The organism is Adhaeribacter sp. (genome assembly GCF_057359045.1).
Genome location: NZ_JBMQUD010000130.1, coordinates 38,892 through 59,746, shown reverse-complemented (window position 1 = coordinate 59,746; position 20,855 = coordinate 38,892). Strand labels below are relative to the sequence as shown.

The window sequence follows — 20,855 nt, the reverse complement described above, 5'->3', positions numbered from 1 at the left end:
TTAGTAATTTACCTTGTACCATTTTTTTTAAAGCTGTAGTCCAGTTTTACTTACCATTTTAAACCAATAATCATATATATGGCCAGATCACAAGAAACATTTAACAAAAAAGAAAACGAAAAGAAAAAACTGCAAAAACGAAAAGAGAAAGAAGAAAAAAGAGAGGAGCGCAAAGCCCAGGGCAATAAAGGCAAGAGCTTAAATGAAATGCTGGTTTACGTAGACGAAAACGGCAATTTTTCTGCTACTCCTCCTGACCCTAAACAAAAGAAAGTAATTGCCCAGGAAGATATCCGGATTGGGGTAGCCAAACAGGAACATATTATACCGGATGTTATCCGGACAGGTATAGTGGCGTTCTTTAACGACTCTAAAGGCTACGGCTTTATAAAAGACCAAGAAACCCAGGAAAGCATTTTTGTGCACCAGAACAGCTTAACCGAGCCCATTAAAGAAAACAATAAAGTTACTTTCGAGATTGAAAATACGCCTAAAGGCCCCAGTGCTATAAACGTAAAAAAAGCTGTATAACCCCAAATACCGGCTACCAGGTGTATTTAGGTAAATACACCGGGCCAGCGTATTTATTAACCAACATCTTTGTTGAGTGTAATATGGGTAGCCGGGTTGCCTATTAGCGGCCCTCCTGCCCTACCATATAGCAAAAGGCACTTTCCGGTTAAAACCCAACTATCCTACAACTTATTTTCCTGTACATTCCGGCGGCGTGCTTATCCGGAGGCAAGCTGTTGAGTAGCCGTAATATTACCTAAATAGAATTATTTATGCTAGAGCTATCGCCAGCATCCCGCTGGTGAAGATGGTTGCCGGCCTCTGGCCACTATAAACAAGCCGGCGAAAAATTTATTTGCTTTTAGTAGCGGCCGGAAGAATAAGGCCCAGCAAAACGTGACCGCCCCATGTACACCCAGTTCTTATTCTCTTCAGGCGCTTAACGGAAGTACACCTCCTTTTTAAGAAACATATTCCCTTGCCGCACCCTTGGCTGGGTTATAGTTTAGTGGGTTTAATACCGGTTACCACAATACCTTGTTGGGTAAGGGTTTCTACCTTTTGCGGGTTATCTGTTAGCAACCGGATAGACTTAACGCCTAAGAAGTTTAATATTTCGGCGGCACTTCTAAAATCACGGGCATCTTTTTTAAAGCCTACGGCTTCGTAAGCATCGGCCTGGCTTAAGCCTAATCTTTTGTGTGCTACGCTTTTTAACAAAGCAAAATGGCCATTGCCTTTACCTTCTTGCTCTAGCCAAATAATAATACCCTGGCCCGCTGCCTGAATTAGCTGCTGCGAAATTTCCATTTGTTCGCGGCAGTCACACTCAATGCTGTTAAAATTATGGCCAAAAATACACGAGGAGTGCACCCGACATAAAACATCTTCGGCTCCTGCTACCGTACCCATGGTTAATGCAATGGATTCTTTCTGTCCGTCGTAAAAGAGAAACTCCTGGTATTCTCCAAATTTAGCTTTCAGGTTGCCTTCGGCCAGTTTAACTATCATAATTTATACGGTATCTGAATATTACAAAATGCCGGGTTCTATTTTACCATTTATTCGCTGGTGCTTGCCCGGTAAATATTAGGCAAGATAAATTTTTCGGCACTATGGACCAAGCAGTAGTTATTTACTTAATCATTAAAAATATTGGTCTCCAGAAAATTATTCCGGAACTTACCTTGTGGGTCGTAGTGCTGGGCTAAGGCTTTAAAATCGGGTAAACGGGGATAAAGCGGCGCCAGTTCTGGCGGCGGCACCGTAAATAATTTACCCCAGTGCGGCCGGGCCTTAAATGGTGCCAACGCATTTTCCAGAAGGGGCAGCAGTTTACTAACGGCGGGCCAATCTTGTTTCCAGGTAAAATGCAAGGCAATGCTGTTTTGTTTGTAGCAAGGGCTCAGCCACAAATTATCGGCGGCAATGCTACGGATTTCAGAAACCAACAGGTGCGGGGCAATAAGCTTGCCTAAGCCGGCTACGGCCTCAATAGCCGCAACTGCGTGTTCTGCGGGCACAAAATATTCAGATTGCAATTCTACGCCGCTGCTGGGGGTAAAACCCATTTTAAAGTGCGGCAGCCGCTCGTACCAGGGTCCGGGTACGCCCATTTGCTCGGTGCAATTTTCGGCGGGTAGGTTGGCTATGGGGTGCAGGTTTTGTGTAGCCGCCTTTGCGCCCAAAAAAGCAGACTGGTTATTAAAATTTGTATCTGCGTCGGTCCGGCTTTTTATCCAGACCGCGTTTACATAATCTTGTTGCCAATTGGTAAACAAACTAACGCTGTAACCGGCTCCCATTATTTCCCGAAAATTTCCGGCGAGTTGTTCCAGTGGCAGTTTTTCGTAAACGTTTTGTCTCAGGTTAAAGCTGGGTTGCAGGGCCAGGGTTATTTTGGTAATAAAACCCAGTGCACCTAAATTTACCACTATGCCGTCAAAAATATCGCCGTTCTTGTCTTTAGAAAGTGTTTGCACCTCTCCGGTGGCCGTAACCATTTCCAGGGCTGTTACGGCCGTAGCCAGGTTGCCGTTGGTAACGCCCGAGCCGTGGGTTGCCGTTATAACCGAACCCGCCACCGAAATATGCGGTAACGAAGCCAAATTGGGTAAAGCAAACCCTTGGGCCTGCAGGTAAGGAGCCAATTCGCCGTATTTAATCCCGCTTTCTACCGTTATAGTATGGGCTTCGGCATTTAAATTCACTACTTTATTCAGGTTGCGCGTCGAAACAAACAGGTGCCGGCTATCGGCTATGTGGTTAAAGCAATGCCCTGAACCCAGCGCTTTTACTTTATCATGTTTTAAAATCAAGGCTTGTACTTCGGCTACCGACTCCGGATAAACAATTTGGTTGGTGCTAAATATAATATTACCGGCCCAGTTTTTTAAAGCGTTTGCGGTACCATCTGCCGGCGTCGGCGTAAGCAAGCTACCAGCCGGCTCGTCGGGTAAACGGGAATATAATTTTCTTTTCATGATTTAGTTCTTCCGGCAATGTTTTTTGCATTGGCTTAAGTAAGTAATCAACGATATTCTTTATTGTAAAACACTGTTTTTAAGTAATTTATACAAATAAATAGGAAAGGATAATTTTATCCTGGTCCTTACTATAAACTTTACCTTTTAGAAAAAGTCAGGTAAAATATTCGCTAAAAGATAATATTCTATAAACCTCTAACTAAGTAAAACAGTTTTCCGGTGCGGTCATATTTCTCATTTCTACGCAAGTTACCAGTCTTGTTCCGGCTTTAAATAAATAATACGTGTTGGTTTAAACAGGTAGAGCGGGCAATTTAACCTTTTATTTCAGGCACTTATCCCGGCACATCGGCCCTTCGGGTAAGATTATTTTTATTCGCTTTAACGGCACCGCATCTTTGTCAGGTAATCTTAAAAACAACCCTAAAACCTAAAATACACGATGAAAAATTTACTTATCTGCACGTTTGCAGCCGCTACTTTATTTTTAACCAGTTGCGAAAAAGAAGACCTTACTAAAACCAGCCGCCTGGCAGCTACCGAAAATACCACCGACGGCCAAAAAGAAGAAAACAACACGGGTAAATATACCCTGACCAGCCAATCGGTGGCCGAATGGAATGGCGCGGGACCAGCCGCCAACCACATTGGTACGTTTGCGGTAGAAAGTGCAGATATTAAGGTAAAGAAAAATAAACTGTACGGTGGTTCTTTTGTAATTCCTATTGCGTCTATTACCAATTTCGACTTACCCGATGAGCTGAAGCCGGTATTGCTGAACCATTTAAAAAGCCCCGATTTCTTTAACATGGCTTTATATCCCGAAGCAAAATTTAATATTACATCGGTGCAGGGCTACTCTGGTGCCGGCAATGGGGTAGCTGGTGCCAATACCCTGATTACCGGTAATTTTACCCTGCTGGACCAAACCCATGCCATTAGTTTCCCGGCCAAAGTAATTATTGCCAACGGCACGTTGCAGGCCGAAGCCAAACTGGTTTTAGACCGGACCCAATGGGGCATGGACTACGCCGCTGACCCTAACTTAGGCGAGCACCACATTTACCCCAATGTAAATATTCACTTAAAACTGAGTGCTTTAAATAAATAATATTTTCTGGTCTGGGTTGCTGATCCGCTGTATCCGGATTGGCAACCCGTCTGGCCGGGCATTTACTTGCGGCAATTTGTCTTTACAAACATATTGCCTTAATTAAAATTAATACCTGTAGATTTCTCTTGCACGAGGAGATTAGTTTAGCGTATGTTTAAATTTAGTAGCATCAGTCCAAATCCGTCATTCCCAAAGAATCTTCTGATTAGGTAAACCCTAAGGTTCTTTGGGAATGACGGAGATTAATGGGAGAAAGTGGCCATTTTATTCCGCTTTTTTAATCGTTAAATAAAATTTAAACATACTCTTATCACAAAACCGTTGAAAGAAAATATTTCTATTTGGCCGCGGCCTTATGTTAGCATCCATAAGCATTTGCTTATTTTAATCTAATGCGTTCTTAACCACGTCTTCCAATCTAAAGCAACTTTATCCCAGCCAAATTTGTCATAATCTGGTCTTCCGTTTGGCTTTAAACCAAAATAATTATGCTCTACACCTGGGTACGGCATAAAAGTAAAATTCTTCTTTCCTTCCCGGATAGCTTCTAAGCGTAAATAATCCTGAAAAGGGGCAGCCGCATCCTTGGTGCCATAGGTAATTAATACGGGTATTTTCAACTTCCTTAAATAGTCGATAGGTGGTTTAGAAAATGCATAAATATTCTTATAAGTATCGCCGGGCTGATAGGTTAAATCATTTTTCTTTTGAATTACCGTTTCATAAAATTCAAATTGCTTTTCGGCATAAGTACCCACCGAATCATCATTGGCTCTTATTTGAGAAATGATTGTCATCATACGGCCAAATGGGTTAGCATTAGAATAAATAACATGGGTAACATCTCTAGAAACAGAAGCAATTTGGGCTACCAGCCGGCCACCTTCTGAATGCCCGGCTAATACCAGCTTCTTTTTATCTACCCAATTTCTTTTCTTTAAATATTTAATCACCGCTATATCGCGGGGAATATAGTATTCTGGTATGTTTCGTTTGGCATAACCCGCCGGCAATAAGTTATTTTTTAAATCAGCGTAGTAAAAGTTGTTGGGGCCTAAATCTTTTTGTAGTACCACCAGCGGTACCGCTGGTTTACTTATAAAAACCAGGTGATAATCGTCGGATAAAATTTCTCTTTTAAATGGCATAATACCATAAGGCTTACCATCATCGGCCAAAATTATTAAAGGTATAGGACCAGAACCTTTCTCGAACAAGATTACTGGTTTTGCTTTTTCTTCTTCGCCTTTTTTAGATAGCACCAAAATATCGACGGTATCTTGCCGGAACCTTAATTGGAAGTGCCGAAAACCATAATCTTCCGGCTTTAAGCTTTGTGCTATTAAAGGATATTTAAGCAGGAAAAGAAAAAGAATACTAAAGAAGAATTTACGCATTACTTAGCTAAAGTTTATTTACAGCGAGCGAGCTATCTATAAATTAACAACTTAATGCGGAAATTTAAATTTTAAGGAAGATATTTCTTTCCCAAACCAACCAACCAGAGCGTATGCCTAAACGGAAGAATGCCTGCAGTAGGAACACATCAGGCTCCAACCTATCTGTTTACGTGCCTTAATTATTCAATATTCTGCTTAGAAAAAGCTTCAACAGATTTATTGCCAGATTATTGTATGACATTAAATTTTTATTTCTATTGGTTTAGCCCTAGTTTTGCGCCTCCTAAATAGTTTTAAACAAAGACCTGGATTAATGATTAAACGTAAAAAAGGCTTTGCCATTCTCATTGCACTATCATTTATTATCTTTTTTTCTGCTGCCCAATCTTTGCGCTTAGACCTTACAGAGGTTATTAATACCATCCAACCCGCTCAACCAACTACCGAAACCCTGACCACTCCAGTTAAAGAAATTAAAGCCCCTGCTCCTATTGTTTATGGCATCCCGACGGATTCTTTAGAAATAGTAGAAGACGTGGTAGAACGCGGCGAGAGCTTATCAACCATACTGGCCGCTTACAACATTACCCCCACAACCGTTTTTAACCTGGCCCAGAAAGCCAAAGGTATTTTTAACGTTAGAAATATTCAATCGGAGCGAAATTACATTTTGCTGCACACCCGCGATTCGGCCCAGACTGCCCAATATTTTATTTACGAACCCAACGAGCTGGAGTATGTTATTTATGACCTACGCGACACCCTGGGCATAACCCGTCACCAACGGGAAATGAAAGTAATTGAGCGGGAACTCGCCGGTGAAATTAAAGGCTCTTTGTACGAGTCGGTGCTGGCGGCGGGTGGCTCGGCACAACTGGTAAATAAACTGGCCGATATTTATGCCTGGCGCCTGAACCTAAACAAAATACAACCCGGCGACCAGTTTAAGCTTATTTTTGAAGAAAAACAGGTAAACGGCAGCACCATTGGCTACGGCACTTTAAAAGCGGCATTTTTCCAGCACAATGGCGAGCCGCTCTACGCCATTGGCTTCGACCAGGGCCGCGGCCTGAGCTACTTCGACCAGAACGGTAAAAGCTTTAAACGAGCCTTCTTGAAAGAGCCTTTAGAATACAGCCGTATAAGTTCGCGGTACACCATGAACCGTTTTCATCCGGTACAAAAACGGTACAAAGCCCATTTGGGCACCGACTTTGCCGCTCCACGGGGCACACCCATCCGGAGTGTAGGCGACGGCGAAGTATTAGAAGCTGGTTTTACCCGGGGCAATGGCTACTACGTAAAAATCCGGCATAACAAAACTTATAGCACCCAGTACCTGCATTTATCTAAATTTGCCAAAGGCATCCGGCGGGGCACAAAGGTACGGCAAGAGCAAACCATTGGCTACGTGGGCAGCACCGGCCTGAGCACTGGTCCGCATTTGTGCTACCGCCTCTGGAAAAACGGCAAACAGGTAGATGCCTTAAAAGTTAAACTACCCACCGCCGACCCGGTACAAAAGAAAAACAAGCCGGCATTTTTAGCGACCAAAGAAGAAATAGTAAAACGGATGGAAGCGCTGGAAATAAATACGCAGCAACCAGCAATTTTAGCATCCGAGAAAGCCCCGGCCAAAGAAAGCATTTAGTAGTTTTTTCCTGGCGCTAATATGGTTAACCAGCGAAATATTTACTTGTATATTCTAAATAAGGTCTGTGTTTACACAGACCTTATTTTTTCCTAGTCTACAGCATTATTTATACCATATAAGTAGCTGAACAAATAAAGGCACCTATTCAAATATGCTGAAAGCTGCCCCCCTTTTTCAGGTTACCATCAGGGCACATACTTCCCTTCTCGGTCATGCTGTAGAAGTTGTAGCATTCCAGCACCTGGGTTCCAAAAGCATATTCTGTTTTGGAAGTAAAACAGGTAATTAAGCTTTACAATTAGTTGCCGGTATGGCTTTCTACCCAGAAGATTCCCTCCGGGAATGACTTAAAAATGACGAAGATTTTAGAGGGAATAAACTGTTTAACATTTGTGTCTTAATTGTAGCCTAAAAAGCAGGGGCAGTAAATTTTTCAGACATTATTTTAGCTTACTTATTTCTGTACTGGTACTTAACCGGCTTTATCCGTTTGCTACAACTAAATTACCCGCTACATCTTTCCGTTTTAAAAGCAAAGCACAGAGCAACGATATTAGTAAGCCTACGGGTAATATTTCAGAATACGTAATTAGTACCACCAGTAACGGATTTTTATACATTTCTTTAAAGCTGGCCATTTCGGCGGCTTTTTTGCTTAGTTCGGCCTGGGTAGCGCCATCGTTTTGGGCTTGTTTAAGCGTGTAGGCGGTATATTTATCCATAAAATCCGGAACAAACACATAATAATCTACCAGCCACACGGCCGTATAAATGGTAGCGGCTACCAGCGTAATAAGTAAACCAATTTTTAAAGCCTGGGCAAAAGAAATAACACCGCCATTTTCCTTATCGCGGTAGTTTTTTACGCCCACAAAAATAAACGAGAAGGCCACAATCATGGCGGCATAGCCCAGCAGCATATTGCCTTCAAAATCTTCCTGGGTGTAACACATGGCTACCGAACCTACCATCCAGGCGGTAACCAATAAGCCGGCTATTATGCCAAAGCGCAGAATTATTCTTTTCATTTTCTTAATATTTTAAGTTTATCCGGCCCAAAAATGGGGTAAGTGCCCAATGCTTTCGTCATACTTTCGGGTGATTTTAGACTAGACTTAGCTTTTCACCCGAACGGGCGATAAATTTTAGGGAATAATGCCCAGTTTTTTGGCCTTATCAATAGCCTGGGTGCGGCGTTGCACGTCCAGCTTCTCGAATAATTTAGAAGCATGGGTCTTAACCGTGTTTAGGGACAGAAACAAACGAGCAGCAATTTCTTGGTTACTTAAACCTGCGGCCATTAAGCTTAAAACTTCCTGTTCACGTTTGCTTAAATTTAGCTCGGAAAGCGCAGCTTCGTTTAAAATAAAATCTGGTTCGCGCTCGATGTAAACTTCTTTCTCTACTACCACCGTTTTTATCCGCGCCTGGGTAAGTTTAAGTGTTAGCCAAATGCCCAAACCGGTAAACAGAATCGCAATGGCCCCAATGTATACTTCCAGCACATGATTAATAACCACCAAACGCCACTCGAGCCATTTTAGCAAAAACAGCAGCACGGCTAAACCTGTACTGTACAGAATAATTATTTTATGTTTTGCCAGAAAATTAAGAAGCATCTTTTTAAACTTAAGCCAATAGCTGCTTTTACCCGAATTTATGAATAACTGCATTTTTTATTACCCCAAAACCGGTATTTGCTTAGCCCCGGGTTAAAATTTAAGTACCGGTGGTTCTGTCTTTCTTTACCCGTTTATCCTGAAAATAATAAATAGTAAGGTAATCATTTCGGGTAATTAAAAGCTAATTTTTACCCCAAAGTTCTGGTATCCACCCGCTGCATTGCTTACTCTGGCCGGACAAAATCACGGCCAAGGATAAATCCAAAATTTATATATTACCTTTGGGTTGTATGGGGTTATTAAAAGTATCGGGTATTAATTTACAGGAAGCCGGCCAGACGGTTCTGCAAAATATCAGCTTTACGCAGGTCGCATTGCAAAAAATTGCCATTGCCGGCGAAACCGGTTCGGGTAAAAGCACTTTGCTCCAAACCATTGCGGGCCTGGCCCAACCCAGTTCCGGCGAAGTTTTGTTCCAGGATAAACGTGTACTTGGGCTGCACGACCAATTGGTGCCGGGGCATCCGGGCATTGCTTATTTGTCGCAGCAGTTTGAGTTGCCCCCCTTTTTACGTGTAGAGCAAGTTTTAAAATACGCAAACCAATTGCCCGGCCCAGCCGCCGAAACCCTTTACGATTTATGCCGCATCACGCATTTACTTTCCCGGCGAACAAACCAATTATCGGGCGGCGAGCGCCAACGCATTGCCCTGGCCCGGCTCCTGCTTTCTGCCCCCCAACTCTTACTCCTCGACGAGCCTTACTCTAACCTCGATATGGGCCATAAAAATATTCTAAAAGCGGTAATCCGGGATATCGGCGAAAATCTTAAAATATCGCTGATACTAGTATCGCACGACCCGCTGGATACCTTATCGTGGGCCGACCAAATTCTGGTAATGCAGGCAGGAAGAGTTGTGCAGACAGGTACGCCCGAGCATATTTATCGCCAGCCGGTAAATACCTACACGGCCGCGCTTTTTGGGCAATATAACTTAATACCAGCGGCCCAGGCTACGCTGTTTGCAGATATTCCGGGTTTACAACTTACCGGTAAAGACCTGCTTATCCGGCCCGAGAACCTGCAAATAGTACCTACAGGCCAAAAGGCATTGTGGGGAAAAGTAAAACAAGTAACTTTTTTTGGCGCTTATTACGAAGCCGAAGTTACCCTGGGTCCTGTTTTGGTAAAAGTAAAAACCAACCAGGCAAATATACAGGTCGGCCAAACGGTTAATATTTCGGTAGCACCCGAAAATATTTGGTTTGTATAACTAATTGCCTAGATTAGTTTGTACCCTTGGCTGCATATATATTAGCTAAATGGCCGAGTTCTGCTCCTGAATATTTTTCCGGCTGTTTGTAATAAGCTGAATTATACCGGCTCTTTTGGCTTCTCCCCCGAAAAGTTCCCCCTAAGATTAATACCAAATCTTTTAAAGTGTATTGTGTAGAGGCAAGATTAATATTGATAGAATACCTCTAAAACCGGTTATTCAGAAAGAATCTTCCGGGTTACCTAATCAGCAGATTCTTTCTGAATGCCGGTTATGGATGGTTTAAATTCTTTGCCGATTTTATCTTTTATGCAATCAATTTGATTGCTATTCCTCAAGACTTTGATCGCAGTATATTTTACAAAAAAATGTCCCCCAGAGAAAACAGTTTTGTTTTCTGCTGAAGGACATTCAGGGAAGTTCTAAAGCTATTACTACTTGGCGGTACCCCGACTAAATCAACCCATTCTGTTACAAACTGCGGCTATTTAGCTGGGGCGCGACCTGCTTTTGCTTATTTTTTACTTAAATCTTTGATTCGCATATTCCGGAAAGCCAGTTTAGAACCGTGGCCCAGGAAACCAATGTGGCCGGTGGTACGGTGGATACCCGGGTGATTCTTTTTATCGGCGGTGCCGTTTTTCCGGGCCTCGGTTAAGTCGCCGTCCAGAATAGTGGTGCCATTCAGGATTACTTTAATCTTCGGGCCATTCACAACAACTTCCTGGTAGTTCCACTCGCCTACTGGTTTTAAGTAACCGCGTTTAGCGGGTAAAATACCGTAAGCCGAGCCATGGTACTGGTAAGGGGCCAGCTTCTTGTAAATTTCGGCTTCGTTGTCTAATATTTGTAGCTCTATACCGTTGTAAGCGGCATCGCCTTCCAGTGGGGCCCGGATGCCCAGACCATTGTTGGCTCCTGGCGTAAGCTTAAACTCAAACCGGAACACAAAATCGCTGTACTGTTCTTTGGTGTACAAATTACCGCGACTACCCGGTTTAGGGTCTACCACCATATTGCCTTCGGCAATGGTGTAGTCGGTGGTGTTGCCCATAAAGTGGTGCATATTGGTACCATCAAACAATATTTTGTAACCTTCTTTCTTTTCGGCGGCGCTTAGTTCAAAAGGCTTGGGGCGGGGAATTTCCCGGATGTAAATATTGCGGTAAGCTACCGGCGAGCCGTGGGCTTGCAACTCAATTTGCTCTTCGGGGAAGATAGGCTGGTTGCGGTCCCAGAAGTTTTCCAGGATTACATTATCGGTTACCAACTCGCCATTCAGGTAAACCGTTACCCGGTCTCCTTGCATCAGTATCCGGAAGTTATTCCACTCATCAAGCGGGTTATCGGCTAATTTAAGTGGTTTGCTCGGGTGTACTTTGTTGTTGTACAAACCACCGGAACCTACCTGCGCACCTACTTTTACCCGGGCTGTATCCCAGATTTGTACTTGCGGGGTACCACGTAAATAAATACCGGCATCACCTTCTTTTTTCCCGTCGTCGTAAATCTTCCAGTCTACCAGCATTTCAAAATCGCCGTACTTCTTTAAGGTAGCAATATTCTGGCCTTTGCCGGTAAAGAATATTTCACCGTTTTTCACCTGCCAGCCGGCGCGCATTTGCTCATCAGCTTTGGCTTGTTCGGCAGCTAAGGTTTTGGCATCCATTTTGGCCCGTTTCAGCGGATCGCCTACTAAGCCTTTCCAGCCGGTTAAATCCTGGCCATTAAATAACGATACAAAACCGGGCTCTTTCGGCATTTCTTCCAAGAGCTTGCGGATGTTGGCTTTGGTATATTCTACCTCAGAACCCCGCATTACATTCATGGCTTTATTCAGGTAATTGCGTACATCTTCGCCAAAAATGGCTTTGTTACTCAGCGCAATATTGGTAACAGCCGTAGCCGCCGCTTGCTGCAGACTAGCATCATCGAGGTATTTGGCAGCAGTTAACAACGATAAATAGGTATTACCGCGGCCTACTTCTCTTAAGATTAAATTTTTCTGTTCATTGGTTTTAGCAATATCCAGTGCTTTGGTTAATAACAACAACTTTTGCTCGGACGGAAACTTAGCAGTACTTACCTGGCGGATGTATCCGCGCAAAGCTTGGTCGAAATAAGCCGAACCAGCATTGGCCTGGGCGATATTGTATAATTCGTTTGCCGCCGAAAAATCATTCCATTTACCTAAAGCGGCAAAGGCGGCTTTCTTGGTTTCTTCGTCGCCGCTTTTAAAATCGGCGGCTACGGTTTGGAGGGCCTTTTTACCGCCTACCCGGCCTAATACATTATAATAAAGTGTTTTTTTACCGGCAGGTGCCTGTCCCATTTGGGCCAAGATTAAATCGGCTTGCTGTCCGTTGTCTTTTACATCGGCAAGGGCGTTATAAATACCTTCCTGCATGGCGGCAACTTCTTCGGGTCTGGAGGCATTTTCCAGCAAAGCGTACAAAGTTGGTAAATGCTCCTGGGTAGCCATATTTTTTAAGGCGTTAAAGGCAGCCAATTTTACCACAGGGTCTTTGCTCTTGGTTTGCGCCAGCACCACACTAATTTGCGGTGTGGCTTTGCGGGCACCTAAAACTTCTAACAGAGCGGCTTGCGCCGGGGCTTTCATTTTAGGTAAAGCGGCCGCAACTTGTGGTACCACATTGTCGCCTTTCATGGTCAGAATAGCCGATTGGGCCGCTTTTACCTCAGTAGAATCGGCTTTGCGCATTAGTTTTAAAATAGCCGGTAAAGCTTCCTGCTGACCTACTTTGCCTGCAGCGGTAATGGCGGCTAATCTTACTTCGGGGTTTTTATTTTTTAAGCCTTTAATTAGTTCGCTGGTAGCTGCCGCATCCTGGCGATTACCTAACATATTAATAATATCGGCTTTGGCCGCCGGCTCAGCTTTTTTCAGGGTAGTTAACCATTGCTGGGTCTGGCCGTTGCCTTTTAACGCGGCGGCGTGTTTTAAGGCATTTACCCGGTAAGCCTGGTTTTTATCGGTAGCGGCGGCTAACAGTAAAGGCATGCTATTTTCGCCCTGCACGGTAGCCAGGTAATTAAGCGCGGCAATACGGGTATGTAGTTGGGTTTCCTGTCCGGTTTTACCTAACAAACTCTGGGCGGCTTTGGCAACCTGTTCTTTGTTTCCGGCAGTTACCATGCTCTCCATCCAGCGCAAATAGGCCGCGGTGGCATTGGCATTGTGGTAAATAAAATTAGCTTTTTCGGCTTCGGCCGCCAGCACACTTTCCGAAGCTGGATCGCCGATATTCGCCAAAGCAAAAAGGGCTACTTTTTTCAGGTTAGGGTCGTTGGTTGTAGCCAGTTTATTTATTTCAGAAACGGCTCCGGCAAAGCGGGCATCGCCCAAAGCCTCTACCAAAGATAACTGGCAGCTACCCTGGCTTTTTGCTAAAGTTGATAATAAAGCACTTTTGGCTGAATTGGAATTTATTTTAACCAAAGCCCGGGCCGCCGGACCGCAGAACTGCTCAGTAGCCAGCACTTTGGCCAAAGCCGGTACGGCTTCGTCTTTGCCTACCATTTGCAGTTGGGTAATAATAAACGATTTATTTGCCGGATCTGCTACTTCGTCGAGGGCTTTAATGTAAGCATTGGCGGCCATCATCCGCAAAGCTTCCTGATTACCCTGCGATACATAGTAAGAATAACCGCCTAAAGCATACTCCAGTTTAGAGTTATCGCCTTTGCCGGGCGGCACTAGCATTTTGGCCATGCTCAAAATACCTTCTTCGCCCAAAGCAGTTACTTCATTTAAATTATTTTTTAATTGGGTTGCATTGTCGGCCGGAAACAAGGCCAAAACATCGGCAATGCGGGTAGTTAAGGTACGGTTATCTGTTTTGGTCTGGGCCATTACTGGTCCCGTCAGCAAAAACAGACATAATAAATTTAAAAGTACTTTTTTCATGTATGGCTATTCTAGTTGGATACAAAAAATTAAACTTGGCCTTTAATTAAATAAGGAATGGGGCCCGCATAGGTTGATTAATTAACCGGTTGGCGCCTTCATCATTGATAAACTCCTGCTTCTCGGGATCAAACTTAAGGGAGCGGCCCAATTTTAAAGCAGCTAACCCCATGTTTACAATGGTACAAGAGCGGTGGCCATTTTCTTCGTTCAGGGCAAATTTGCGGCGATTCTTCACGGCATCCACAAAATCCGTTACCTGCGGTTGCGGATCGGGGAAAGCGGCTAATTTTTTCTCCAGGTCCGGAATAGTAGACCGGAAGCCCGGATATAATTTACCGTTTGGTCCTTCTATGTAAGCGGCATCTTTATCTTTGCCTTCGCCATCCAGAATAATCTGGCAACCATCGGCATACGTGTAAGTAATCCGGCGCCAGGTACCTACGGCATCGGTATGTTGTTGCGGCGCATCTATTTCTACTGATACCGGGCTGGTATTGTCTTTACCTAAGAAATACTGAACCGGATCTAAGTAGTGCTGGCCCATATCGCCTAATCCGCCGCCATCGTAATCCCAGTAACCCCGGAAAGTACCGTGTACCCGGTGCGGGTTGTATGGCTTATAAGGAGCAGGCCCTAACCAGGCTTCGTAATCTAAGGTATCCGGCACCGGCATGGGCGCTAAATCGGTTTTACCAACCCAATAAAATTTCCAGTCGTAACCTGTAGTAGCCCCAACGGTTACTTTTAAAGGCCAGCCCAGCAAGCCGCTTTCTACCAGTTTTTTAATAGGCTTAACCGGCGTACCCATGCCGTAGAAATTATCTTTAAACCGGAACCAGGTATTCAGGCGGAAAATACGCCCGTGTTGCTGCACGGCTTCTACTACCCGTTTGCCCTCGCCAATGGTGCGGGTCATGGGTTTTTCGCACCAAACATCTTTGCCGGCGCGTGCGGCATCGGCGGCCATAATGCCGTGCCAGTGCGGCGGGGTAGCAATGTGTACAATATCTACTTCGGGCAACTGAATTAATTCGCGGTAATCAGAAAAAGTTTTAACACTACTGCCAATTTTATCTAAAGCCAGCTTTAAATGTTTCTTTTCTACATCGCAAATAGCCACCACCTTGGTGCCAGCGTACTCAATATGGCCGCGCCCCATGGAGCCCACCCCAATGATGCCTTTGGTAAGATGATCGCTGGGAGCCAGGTAACCGGGCCCACCCAGCACATGCCGGGGTACAATGGTTATACCGGCTAAGGCCGCTACAGAAGTTTTTAAAAAGTTTCGTCTTGAATTTGCTTTTGGTGAAGTCATAGACTGGGAATAAGACTATATGTTATTAAATGGTTTCCGGGTAAAATTAAATGCAAGCAACGTTGCGAATATTTATTGATCTAAATTAGGTAAATGGCTTGTGTTTTTTAAATAGCTTACACTATAATAATATAAGCTACCAAATTTTACCTGCTTTTTAATAAAACGCCCGCTAATAAGCTAGCATTTAACTCAAAAAACAAGGTGCTTTGGCAAATAGATGCTCGTTTTGCTATTAAGCCCTTAAACTAAAACATATTTTTAATACTTTTATAATTTTTTTACAAAAGTTTTCTCAAATCGCTCAACTTTTAATACAATAGAGCATATAAAAAGATAAATATGTTAAAACCCAAACTAAGCCTTAACGCCTAAAACATTTGTTTATCCTGGCTAAAACACTCATAATCTGGCGCTTTAACTACTAACGGCAAACCTAAGGCCACTTAGCTTAACAAAATCTTATTTTATTCTGTCGGAATTACTAAAACTCCTTACTTTTACCGCCCAATACCAAAAGTAACGAGACACTATATTTATGAATAAGCGAATTGCTGTATTGCCCGGCGATGGTATCGGGCCCGAAGTAACCGCCGTAGCGGTGCAGGTTCTGAAGAAAATTGGCGAAGTTTTTAACCACCAATTCGAATTTGAGGAAGGTCTGGTGGGAGCTATTGCCATCGACGAAACCGGCAACCCATTTCCGGACGAAACCCTGCAACTTTGCCAATCGGCGGATGCTATTTTATTTGGTGCCATTGGTCATCCCAAATACGACAACGACCCTACCGCTCCGGTACGACCTGAACAAGGTTTACTGGCTATGCGCAAAGCTTTGGGTTTATATGCTAATATCCGGCCGGTAAATACCTTTAAGGCCCTGGCCGATGCCTCCCCGCTGAAACGTGAAATTGTAGAAGGGGTAGATTTTGTGGTATTCCGGGAATTAACCGGCGGCAGCTACTTTGGTAAAAAAGGCCGCTCCGAAGACCGCCTGAGCGCCTACGATACCTGTACTTACACCCACGACGAAATATACCGCATTACCAAACTCGCTTTTGAAGCCGCCGCCAAACGCCGCAAAAAAGTTACCTTGGTAGATAAAGCCAACGTAATGGAAACATCCCGTTTGTGGCGCGAAGTAGTTCAGAAATATGCCACCGAATACCCCGACATTGAACTGGAACTGATGTTTGTAGACAATGCCGCCATGGCCCTGATCCAGAACCCGCGCCGTTTTGATGTAATTCTGACTGAAAATATGTTTGGGGATATTTTAACCGACGAGGCTTCGGTAATTACGGGTTCTTTGGGTATGTTGCCGTCGGCTTCGGTGGGCAACCAGGTAGCCTTGTTCGAACCTATCCACGGTTCTTACCCGCAGGCGGCCGGCCAAAATATTGCCAACCCCATGGCCGCTGTACTTTCCGCCGCTACCCTCCTGGAAACTTCTTTTGATTTGATGGCAGAAGGCAAAACCATCCGCCACGCCGTAGAAGAAGCCCTTAACCATGGTTATGTTACCAAAGATATTAACCCGGAAAAATTTATGAGTACGACGGAAGTAGGCCAGAAAATCTGTGATTTTATTTAGCAGTAATATTTTTTTTATAAACACGGGTTAAGTAAAACCTGAATTTCCATTACATTCTTAATAAAATATTGCCTGCTAAGTAAAAGAGCCTGCTATTAATAGCAGGCTCTTTTACTTTATCATTTTATTCTATTACCAATCGTTTTTTAACCATTCCTTTATCTGTAATATTCTGTAGCAAATAGATTCCTCTTCCTATTCCTTTCAGATCAATAACCTTATCAAATTCGCCTTCAACATTCGGGAAAGCTTTTTCCAGAACCATTTTTCCATCCAGGCTTAATATTCTAACCAAAACATCCGTTTTTTCCTGAACAGTTGATTTAACCCTCACTTTTTCGGTTGTTGGATTTGGAGAAAGTAACAAATTTGATATTGCTCCCACCTCTTTAGTATCAGCACAGGCAACAACCGTAATATGCTGAACCGCAGTTGCTGTACAACCATGAGCATCGGTATAGCTATACGTTATAGGATGCGTGCCCACACCAGCTTCACCGGGAGCAAAAACACCGTTTTTAATTCCTACACCAGCGTAAACGCCTCCTACTGGTTGCCCTCCGGTTAAAGTAAAAGTGGTGATGTTATTACAAACATCGGTAAATGCAGCCAGGGAAACCGATGGAGCAGGCGTTATAGTAACCGTTATTCTAGTTCTATTGCTCTCGCATCCATTTACGATCTGAGATACATAATATTCAGTAGTACCTACACGAGTCGTATTTGGGGTTGGGGCAGTTGCCATGGCTTGTTCTCCGTTGGCTGAAGTATACCACTTGAGGTTATCACCTGCTGCGCTTAGAGCCGTAACCGTTGAGCCTTGGCAAAAGGAGAGGCTTGCTGTTCCGGTTGGTGCCGCAGGTATCGGATTAATGGTGGCGGTTACAGCAATTCTTTCACTTTCTCTATTTCCGGCTACTATCGATACATAATAAGTAGTGGTAGCGGCTAAACTAGGCATAGTAAAGGTAGCATTTGTAGCCGATGGAACAGCAGAACCTCCGGTTGCAGTAGTATACCACCTATAATTTCCATTGGCGGCACCAGAGGCAGTTAAGGTTACAGTACCGGGACCACAGTTAGCTGCAGCAGTAACGGTTGGTGCATTTAGGGGAGCACTAGCAAACTTCATGACCGTAGCTTTATAACCATTTGCCCCATCCCCATAGACTATAAAAGGAATACCCTTATTATTTACCGCTATACCGTTATGTCCAGCGGTACTTACAGTAAAACCCGCTGGCCCAACGTTTATCCAATTACTACCATCAAACTTCTTAACTGTTGCCTTTCCGTCATTAGCTCTATCCTGAAAAACTACATAAGGAGTTTCATTGCTATCTAGTATTAAGCTAGGTTTTTCCGCTTGGGCAATTGGGAAACCCGCTGTTCCAACATTAATCCAGCTATTACCATTAAATTTCTTGACTATAACTTTATTTCCATTCCAGTCATCTTTATAACAAACGTAAGCTACATTATGTATATCAATGGCTAAGCTGATTTGACTTGCCCCCCCTGCCGAAACACTATTGTCACCAACATTTATCCAACTATTGCCCTCTAATTTTTTTACAGTAAGTTTATCATCAACATCTCTGTAGGCTACATATGGTATACCATTGCTATCAAATGCTAAGTCAATATATGTACCATTTCTTGTTGATACTATTCCAGAACCCACATTTATCCAGCTACTTCCATTAAACATTTTTACGGTTACTTTATTCCCATTTGCGCCATCGCTATAGGCTACAAATGGAGTATTATTTGCTCCTAGGGCTATTCTGTTGAAACTAGTTGATCCAGCAGAAAATCCAGTTGTGCCAATAGTGACCCAACTGTTACCGTTAAACTTTTTGACCGTAGCTCTATAACCATTTGCATCATCACGATAACCTACGTATGGTGTTCCATTAGCATCAATCACTATTTGGGGATTCCATGCCTGGCCCATTGAAAACCCAGCCGCACCAACATTTTCCCACTTATTGCCGGTAAATTTTTTAACTGTAACTTTACCGTCATTCGGATTATCCATATAGCAAACGTACGGAGTACCACTCGCATCAAAAGCTATACTGGTGAAGTTAGACGATCCATCTGAAAAGCCGGATGAGCCTACCACTTGCCACATTCCTGTATCAACCGAAACCGGGGCACTAACAGTTAGAGATATGGTACTGGAAGTTTCCGAGATGCCATTGCTAACCACTACCCGATACTGGTAACCATTCATAGATTCAGGCACTTGGTTAAGGGTTAGGGTTGCCGAAGTAGCACCACGATATAAGTCGCTGTCCGAAATATTTACAAAAACTCCCGCAGTTCTTTTTTCCTGCCATTGATAAGTTAAGTTAACACCGGAAGCTATAATAGAAAAGTGCGCATCTTGATTTGTTTGAACAGTAGCATCTACTGGTTGCTTAGTAATAATAGGCCCAGACGACATATTAATTTTACGAACCCGGTAATTATAACCATCACTAATGTAAATATTTTGATTCAGGTCTATAGCAATATTATTAGGAATATTCAACCAGGCCTCGGTAGCTAAACCACCATCGCCTTTAAAACCCGTTATACCATTGCTGGAAATAAAACCACCCGGACCGTTACCGGCAATGGTACTAATTATGCCATTGCTGGTATTAATTTTTCGAATGCGGTTATTTGTTCCGTCGGTTAAATAAATATTGTTATTTGTGTCTAATGCTATTGTGCCACTGGTTAATAAAGCATTAATGGCTAAACCGCCATCGCCGTTATAACCGGCGGTGCCGTTACCAGCTATAGTATAAATAACACCATCACTTGCATTTATTTTTCGGATGCGGTTATCACCGGAAATATAAATATTACCACTGGCATCTACCGCCACTCCGCGCACATCCTTTACCAAAGCATTTGTAGCTAAGCCGCCATCGCCACTGTAACCGGCTGTACCGTTTCCGGCTATTACAGTTGGCCTATTATTAGGGTTTACTTTCCTAACCCGGTTAGCTTTGGCATAATAAACATTACCTGCGGCATCTATGGTTATATCGCCTTCGGTGCTAAAATTACTCTCAAATGTTTCTATCTTTTGTATGATACCATCTTCTGCATTTACTTTCCAGATACAATTATTACCTATATCCAGAATAAACAGGTTTCCACTAGCATCCACGGCTACATCGGCCGGGCCGTTCAGGGGCGTATTAGTAGCCAAGCCGCCACCAGCAACTGACCCAGCATTACCGTTACCCGCTACCGTACTAATTATGCCGGTGCTGGCATTTACTTTCCGAACAGAATTGGCATGAAAATCGGCAATAAAAATGTTGCCGTATTTGTCTACAGCAACGCCCGTCGGCAGCGATATAAAAGCGTTAGGAGCCGAACCGCCATCCCCTGCTAAATACGCCGATGGGCCATTACCCGCTAAGATGGAAGTACCATTACCTGCTACGGTAGAAATGGTTTGGGCCCAGGCACCAGGTAAAATAAAAAAAAGGGCCAACGCGAACAGGAGGCTACATAAAGAGATTTTTTTCCGGAACATATTTTCTATTTTTTATTATTCTAATAAGTAGTAATAAACAGGAGGCTATAACCAATATTTTCCTGTCTAAAAGAAATGAGCAAAAAGGTAATTTAACAGGGAAGTTAAATAGCTACCTGGCTACTGGTGCCCAGTAATCTAAATGAATAATAAATTAGAAAATGAAAGTAAATTTTTGTCATAAACGGCTGTTAATATATTATAAAAATTATTTTTTTAACAGATAAAATATCTCTGCTATTCAAAATTAATTATAATATACAACAATCAAAATATTTCAATTCGTAATTAATCAACAAAATAGAATTTTAGCAACTTAATTCAATTCATTATTTAGAAGATTACAATAATATAAACATCAGACTAATAAACCAGTACAATATTGGCTTAATACTCAAACCAATG

The 20,855-nt window shown here is 43.3% G+C and carries 13 protein-coding genes; 5 read left to right on the top strand and 8 right to left on the bottom strand.

The features are described 5' to 3' along the window. Positions 1-78 precede the first annotated feature (78 nt). Positions 79-531: a cold-shock protein gene (locus tag ACO1R6_RS20855; protein WP_486267046.1), complete on the top strand. Its 453-nt coding sequence runs from the start codon at positions 79-81 to the stop codon at positions 529-531. A gap of 480 nt (positions 532-1,011) precedes the next feature. On the opposite strand, the gene ACO1R6_RS20850 is transcribed toward ACO1R6_RS20855, so the two are convergent. Further along, positions 1,012-1,524 (bottom strand): GTP cyclohydrolase II, encoded by a 513-nt coding sequence (locus tag ACO1R6_RS20850; RefSeq protein ID WP_486267045.1) that lies wholly within the window; start codon positions 1,522-1,524, stop codon positions 1,012-1,014. A 128-nt stretch (positions 1,525-1,652) separates the two neighbouring features. Continuing rightward, a complete protein-coding gene (locus ACO1R6_RS20845) occupies positions 1,653-2,996 on the bottom strand; it encodes an FAD-binding protein (RefSeq protein WP_486267044.1) in 1,344 nt (447 codons plus the stop codon). Positions 2,997-3,441: 445 nt separating this feature from the next. Here ACO1R6_RS20845 and ACO1R6_RS20840 point away from each other — a divergent pair, with 445 nt between their 5' ends. After that, positions 3,442-4,110: a YceI family protein gene (locus ACO1R6_RS20840; RefSeq protein WP_486267043.1), complete on the top strand. Its 669-nt coding sequence runs from the start codon at positions 3,442-3,444 to the stop codon at positions 4,108-4,110. Positions 4,111-4,502: 392 nt separating this feature from the next. On the opposite strand, the gene ACO1R6_RS20835 is transcribed toward ACO1R6_RS20840, so the two are convergent. Continuing rightward, entirely contained in the window at positions 4,503-5,510 is a 1,008-nt protein-coding gene (locus tag ACO1R6_RS20835) for an alpha/beta hydrolase family protein (protein WP_486267042.1), read from the bottom strand. 316 nt (positions 5,511-5,826) lie between these two features. Here ACO1R6_RS20835 and ACO1R6_RS20830 point away from each other — a divergent pair, with 316 nt between their 5' ends. Beyond that, positions 5,827-7,164: a peptidoglycan DD-metalloendopeptidase family protein gene (locus ACO1R6_RS20830; RefSeq protein ID WP_486267041.1), complete on the top strand. Its 1,338-nt coding sequence runs from the start codon at positions 5,827-5,829 to the stop codon at positions 7,162-7,164. A gap of 485 nt (positions 7,165-7,649) precedes the next feature. Here the strand turns inward: ACO1R6_RS20830 and ACO1R6_RS20825 are convergent, their stop codons facing one another. Together ACO1R6_RS20825 and ACO1R6_RS20820 are read right to left on the bottom strand one after the other, a co-directional pair. Continuing rightward, positions 7,650-8,195 carry a DUF4199 domain-containing protein gene (locus ACO1R6_RS20825; protein ID WP_486267040.1) on the bottom strand — a complete coding sequence of 182 codons (546 nt, stop codon included), beginning with the start codon at positions 8,193-8,195 and terminating at the stop codon, positions 7,650-7,652. Positions 8,196-8,312: 117 nt separating this feature from the next. Further along, on the bottom strand, positions 8,313-8,786 hold the full coding sequence (locus tag ACO1R6_RS20820) for a response regulator transcription factor (RefSeq protein WP_486267039.1): 474 nt from the start codon (positions 8,784-8,786) through the stop codon (positions 8,313-8,315). 293 nt (positions 8,787-9,079) lie between these two features. Between ACO1R6_RS20820 and ACO1R6_RS20815 the strand changes: the two genes are divergently transcribed. Next, the gene (locus ACO1R6_RS20815) at positions 9,080-10,063 is read left to right on the top strand and encodes an ABC transporter ATP-binding protein (protein WP_486267038.1); all 984 of its coding nucleotides are present in this window, start codon (positions 9,080-9,082) and stop codon (positions 10,061-10,063) included. Positions 10,064-10,580: 517 nt separating this feature from the next. Here ACO1R6_RS20815 and ACO1R6_RS20810 read toward each other — a convergent pair. Then, a complete protein-coding gene (locus tag ACO1R6_RS20810; RefSeq protein ID WP_486267037.1) occupies positions 10,581-13,994 on the bottom strand; it encodes a 3-keto-alpha-glucoside-1,2-lyase-like domain-containing protein in 3,414 nt (1,137 codons plus the stop codon). Between the two features lie 46 nt (positions 13,995-14,040). Next, positions 14,041-15,312, bottom strand: a complete 1,272-nt coding sequence (locus tag ACO1R6_RS20805; RefSeq protein WP_486267036.1) for a Gfo/Idh/MocA family oxidoreductase — start codon at positions 15,310-15,312, stop codon at positions 14,041-14,043. Positions 15,313-15,850: 538 nt separating this feature from the next. Here ACO1R6_RS20805 and leuB point away from each other — a divergent pair. Further along, complete coding sequence (leuB, locus tag ACO1R6_RS20800; RefSeq protein ID WP_486267035.1) at positions 15,851-16,906, top strand: 3-isopropylmalate dehydrogenase; 1,056 nt, start codon at positions 15,851-15,853, stop codon at positions 16,904-16,906. Positions 16,907-17,030: 124 nt separating this feature from the next. On the opposite strand, the gene ACO1R6_RS20795 is transcribed toward leuB, so the two are convergent. Continuing rightward, entirely contained in the window at positions 17,031-20,450 is a 3,420-nt protein-coding gene (locus ACO1R6_RS20795; protein WP_486267034.1) for an Ig-like domain-containing protein, read from the bottom strand. Positions 20,451-20,855 lie beyond the last annotated feature (405 nt).

Coding starts and splice junctions, on each gene's coding strand:
- ACO1R6_RS20855 (WP_486267046.1), top strand. CDS start 79: ATGGCCAGATCACAAGAAACATTTAACAAAAAAGAAAACGAAAAGAAA.
- ACO1R6_RS20850 (WP_486267045.1), bottom strand. CDS start 1,524: ATGATAGTTAAACTGGCCGAAGGCAACCTGAAAGCTAAATTTGGAGAA.
- ACO1R6_RS20845 (WP_486267044.1), bottom strand. CDS start 2,996: ATGAAAAGAAAATTATATTCCCGTTTACCCGACGAGCCGGCTGGTAGC.
- ACO1R6_RS20840 (WP_486267043.1), top strand. CDS start 3,442: ATGAAAAATTTACTTATCTGCACGTTTGCAGCCGCTACTTTATTTTTA.
- ACO1R6_RS20835 (WP_486267042.1), bottom strand. CDS start 5,510: ATGCGTAAATTCTTCTTTAGTATTCTTTTTCTTTTCCTGCTTAAATAT.
- ACO1R6_RS20830 (WP_486267041.1), top strand. CDS start 5,827: ATGATTAAACGTAAAAAAGGCTTTGCCATTCTCATTGCACTATCATTT.
- ACO1R6_RS20825 (WP_486267040.1), bottom strand. CDS start 8,195: ATGAAAAGAATAATTCTGCGCTTTGGCATAATAGCCGGCTTATTGGTT.
- ACO1R6_RS20820 (WP_486267039.1), bottom strand. CDS start 8,786: ATGCTTCTTAATTTTCTGGCAAAACATAAAATAATTATTCTGTACAGT.
- ACO1R6_RS20815 (WP_486267038.1), top strand. CDS start 9,080: ATGGGGTTATTAAAAGTATCGGGTATTAATTTACAGGAAGCCGGCCAG.
- ACO1R6_RS20810 (WP_486267037.1), bottom strand. CDS start 13,994: ATGAAAAAAGTACTTTTAAATTTATTATGTCTGTTTTTGCTGACGGGA.
- ACO1R6_RS20805 (WP_486267036.1), bottom strand. CDS start 15,312: ATGACTTCACCAAAAGCAAATTCAAGACGAAACTTTTTAAAAACTTCT.
- leuB (WP_486267035.1), top strand. CDS start 15,851: ATGAATAAGCGAATTGCTGTATTGCCCGGCGATGGTATCGGGCCCGAA.
- ACO1R6_RS20795 (WP_486267034.1), bottom strand. CDS start 20,450: ATGTTCCGGAAAAAAATCTCTTTATGTAGCCTCCTGTTCGCGTTGGCC.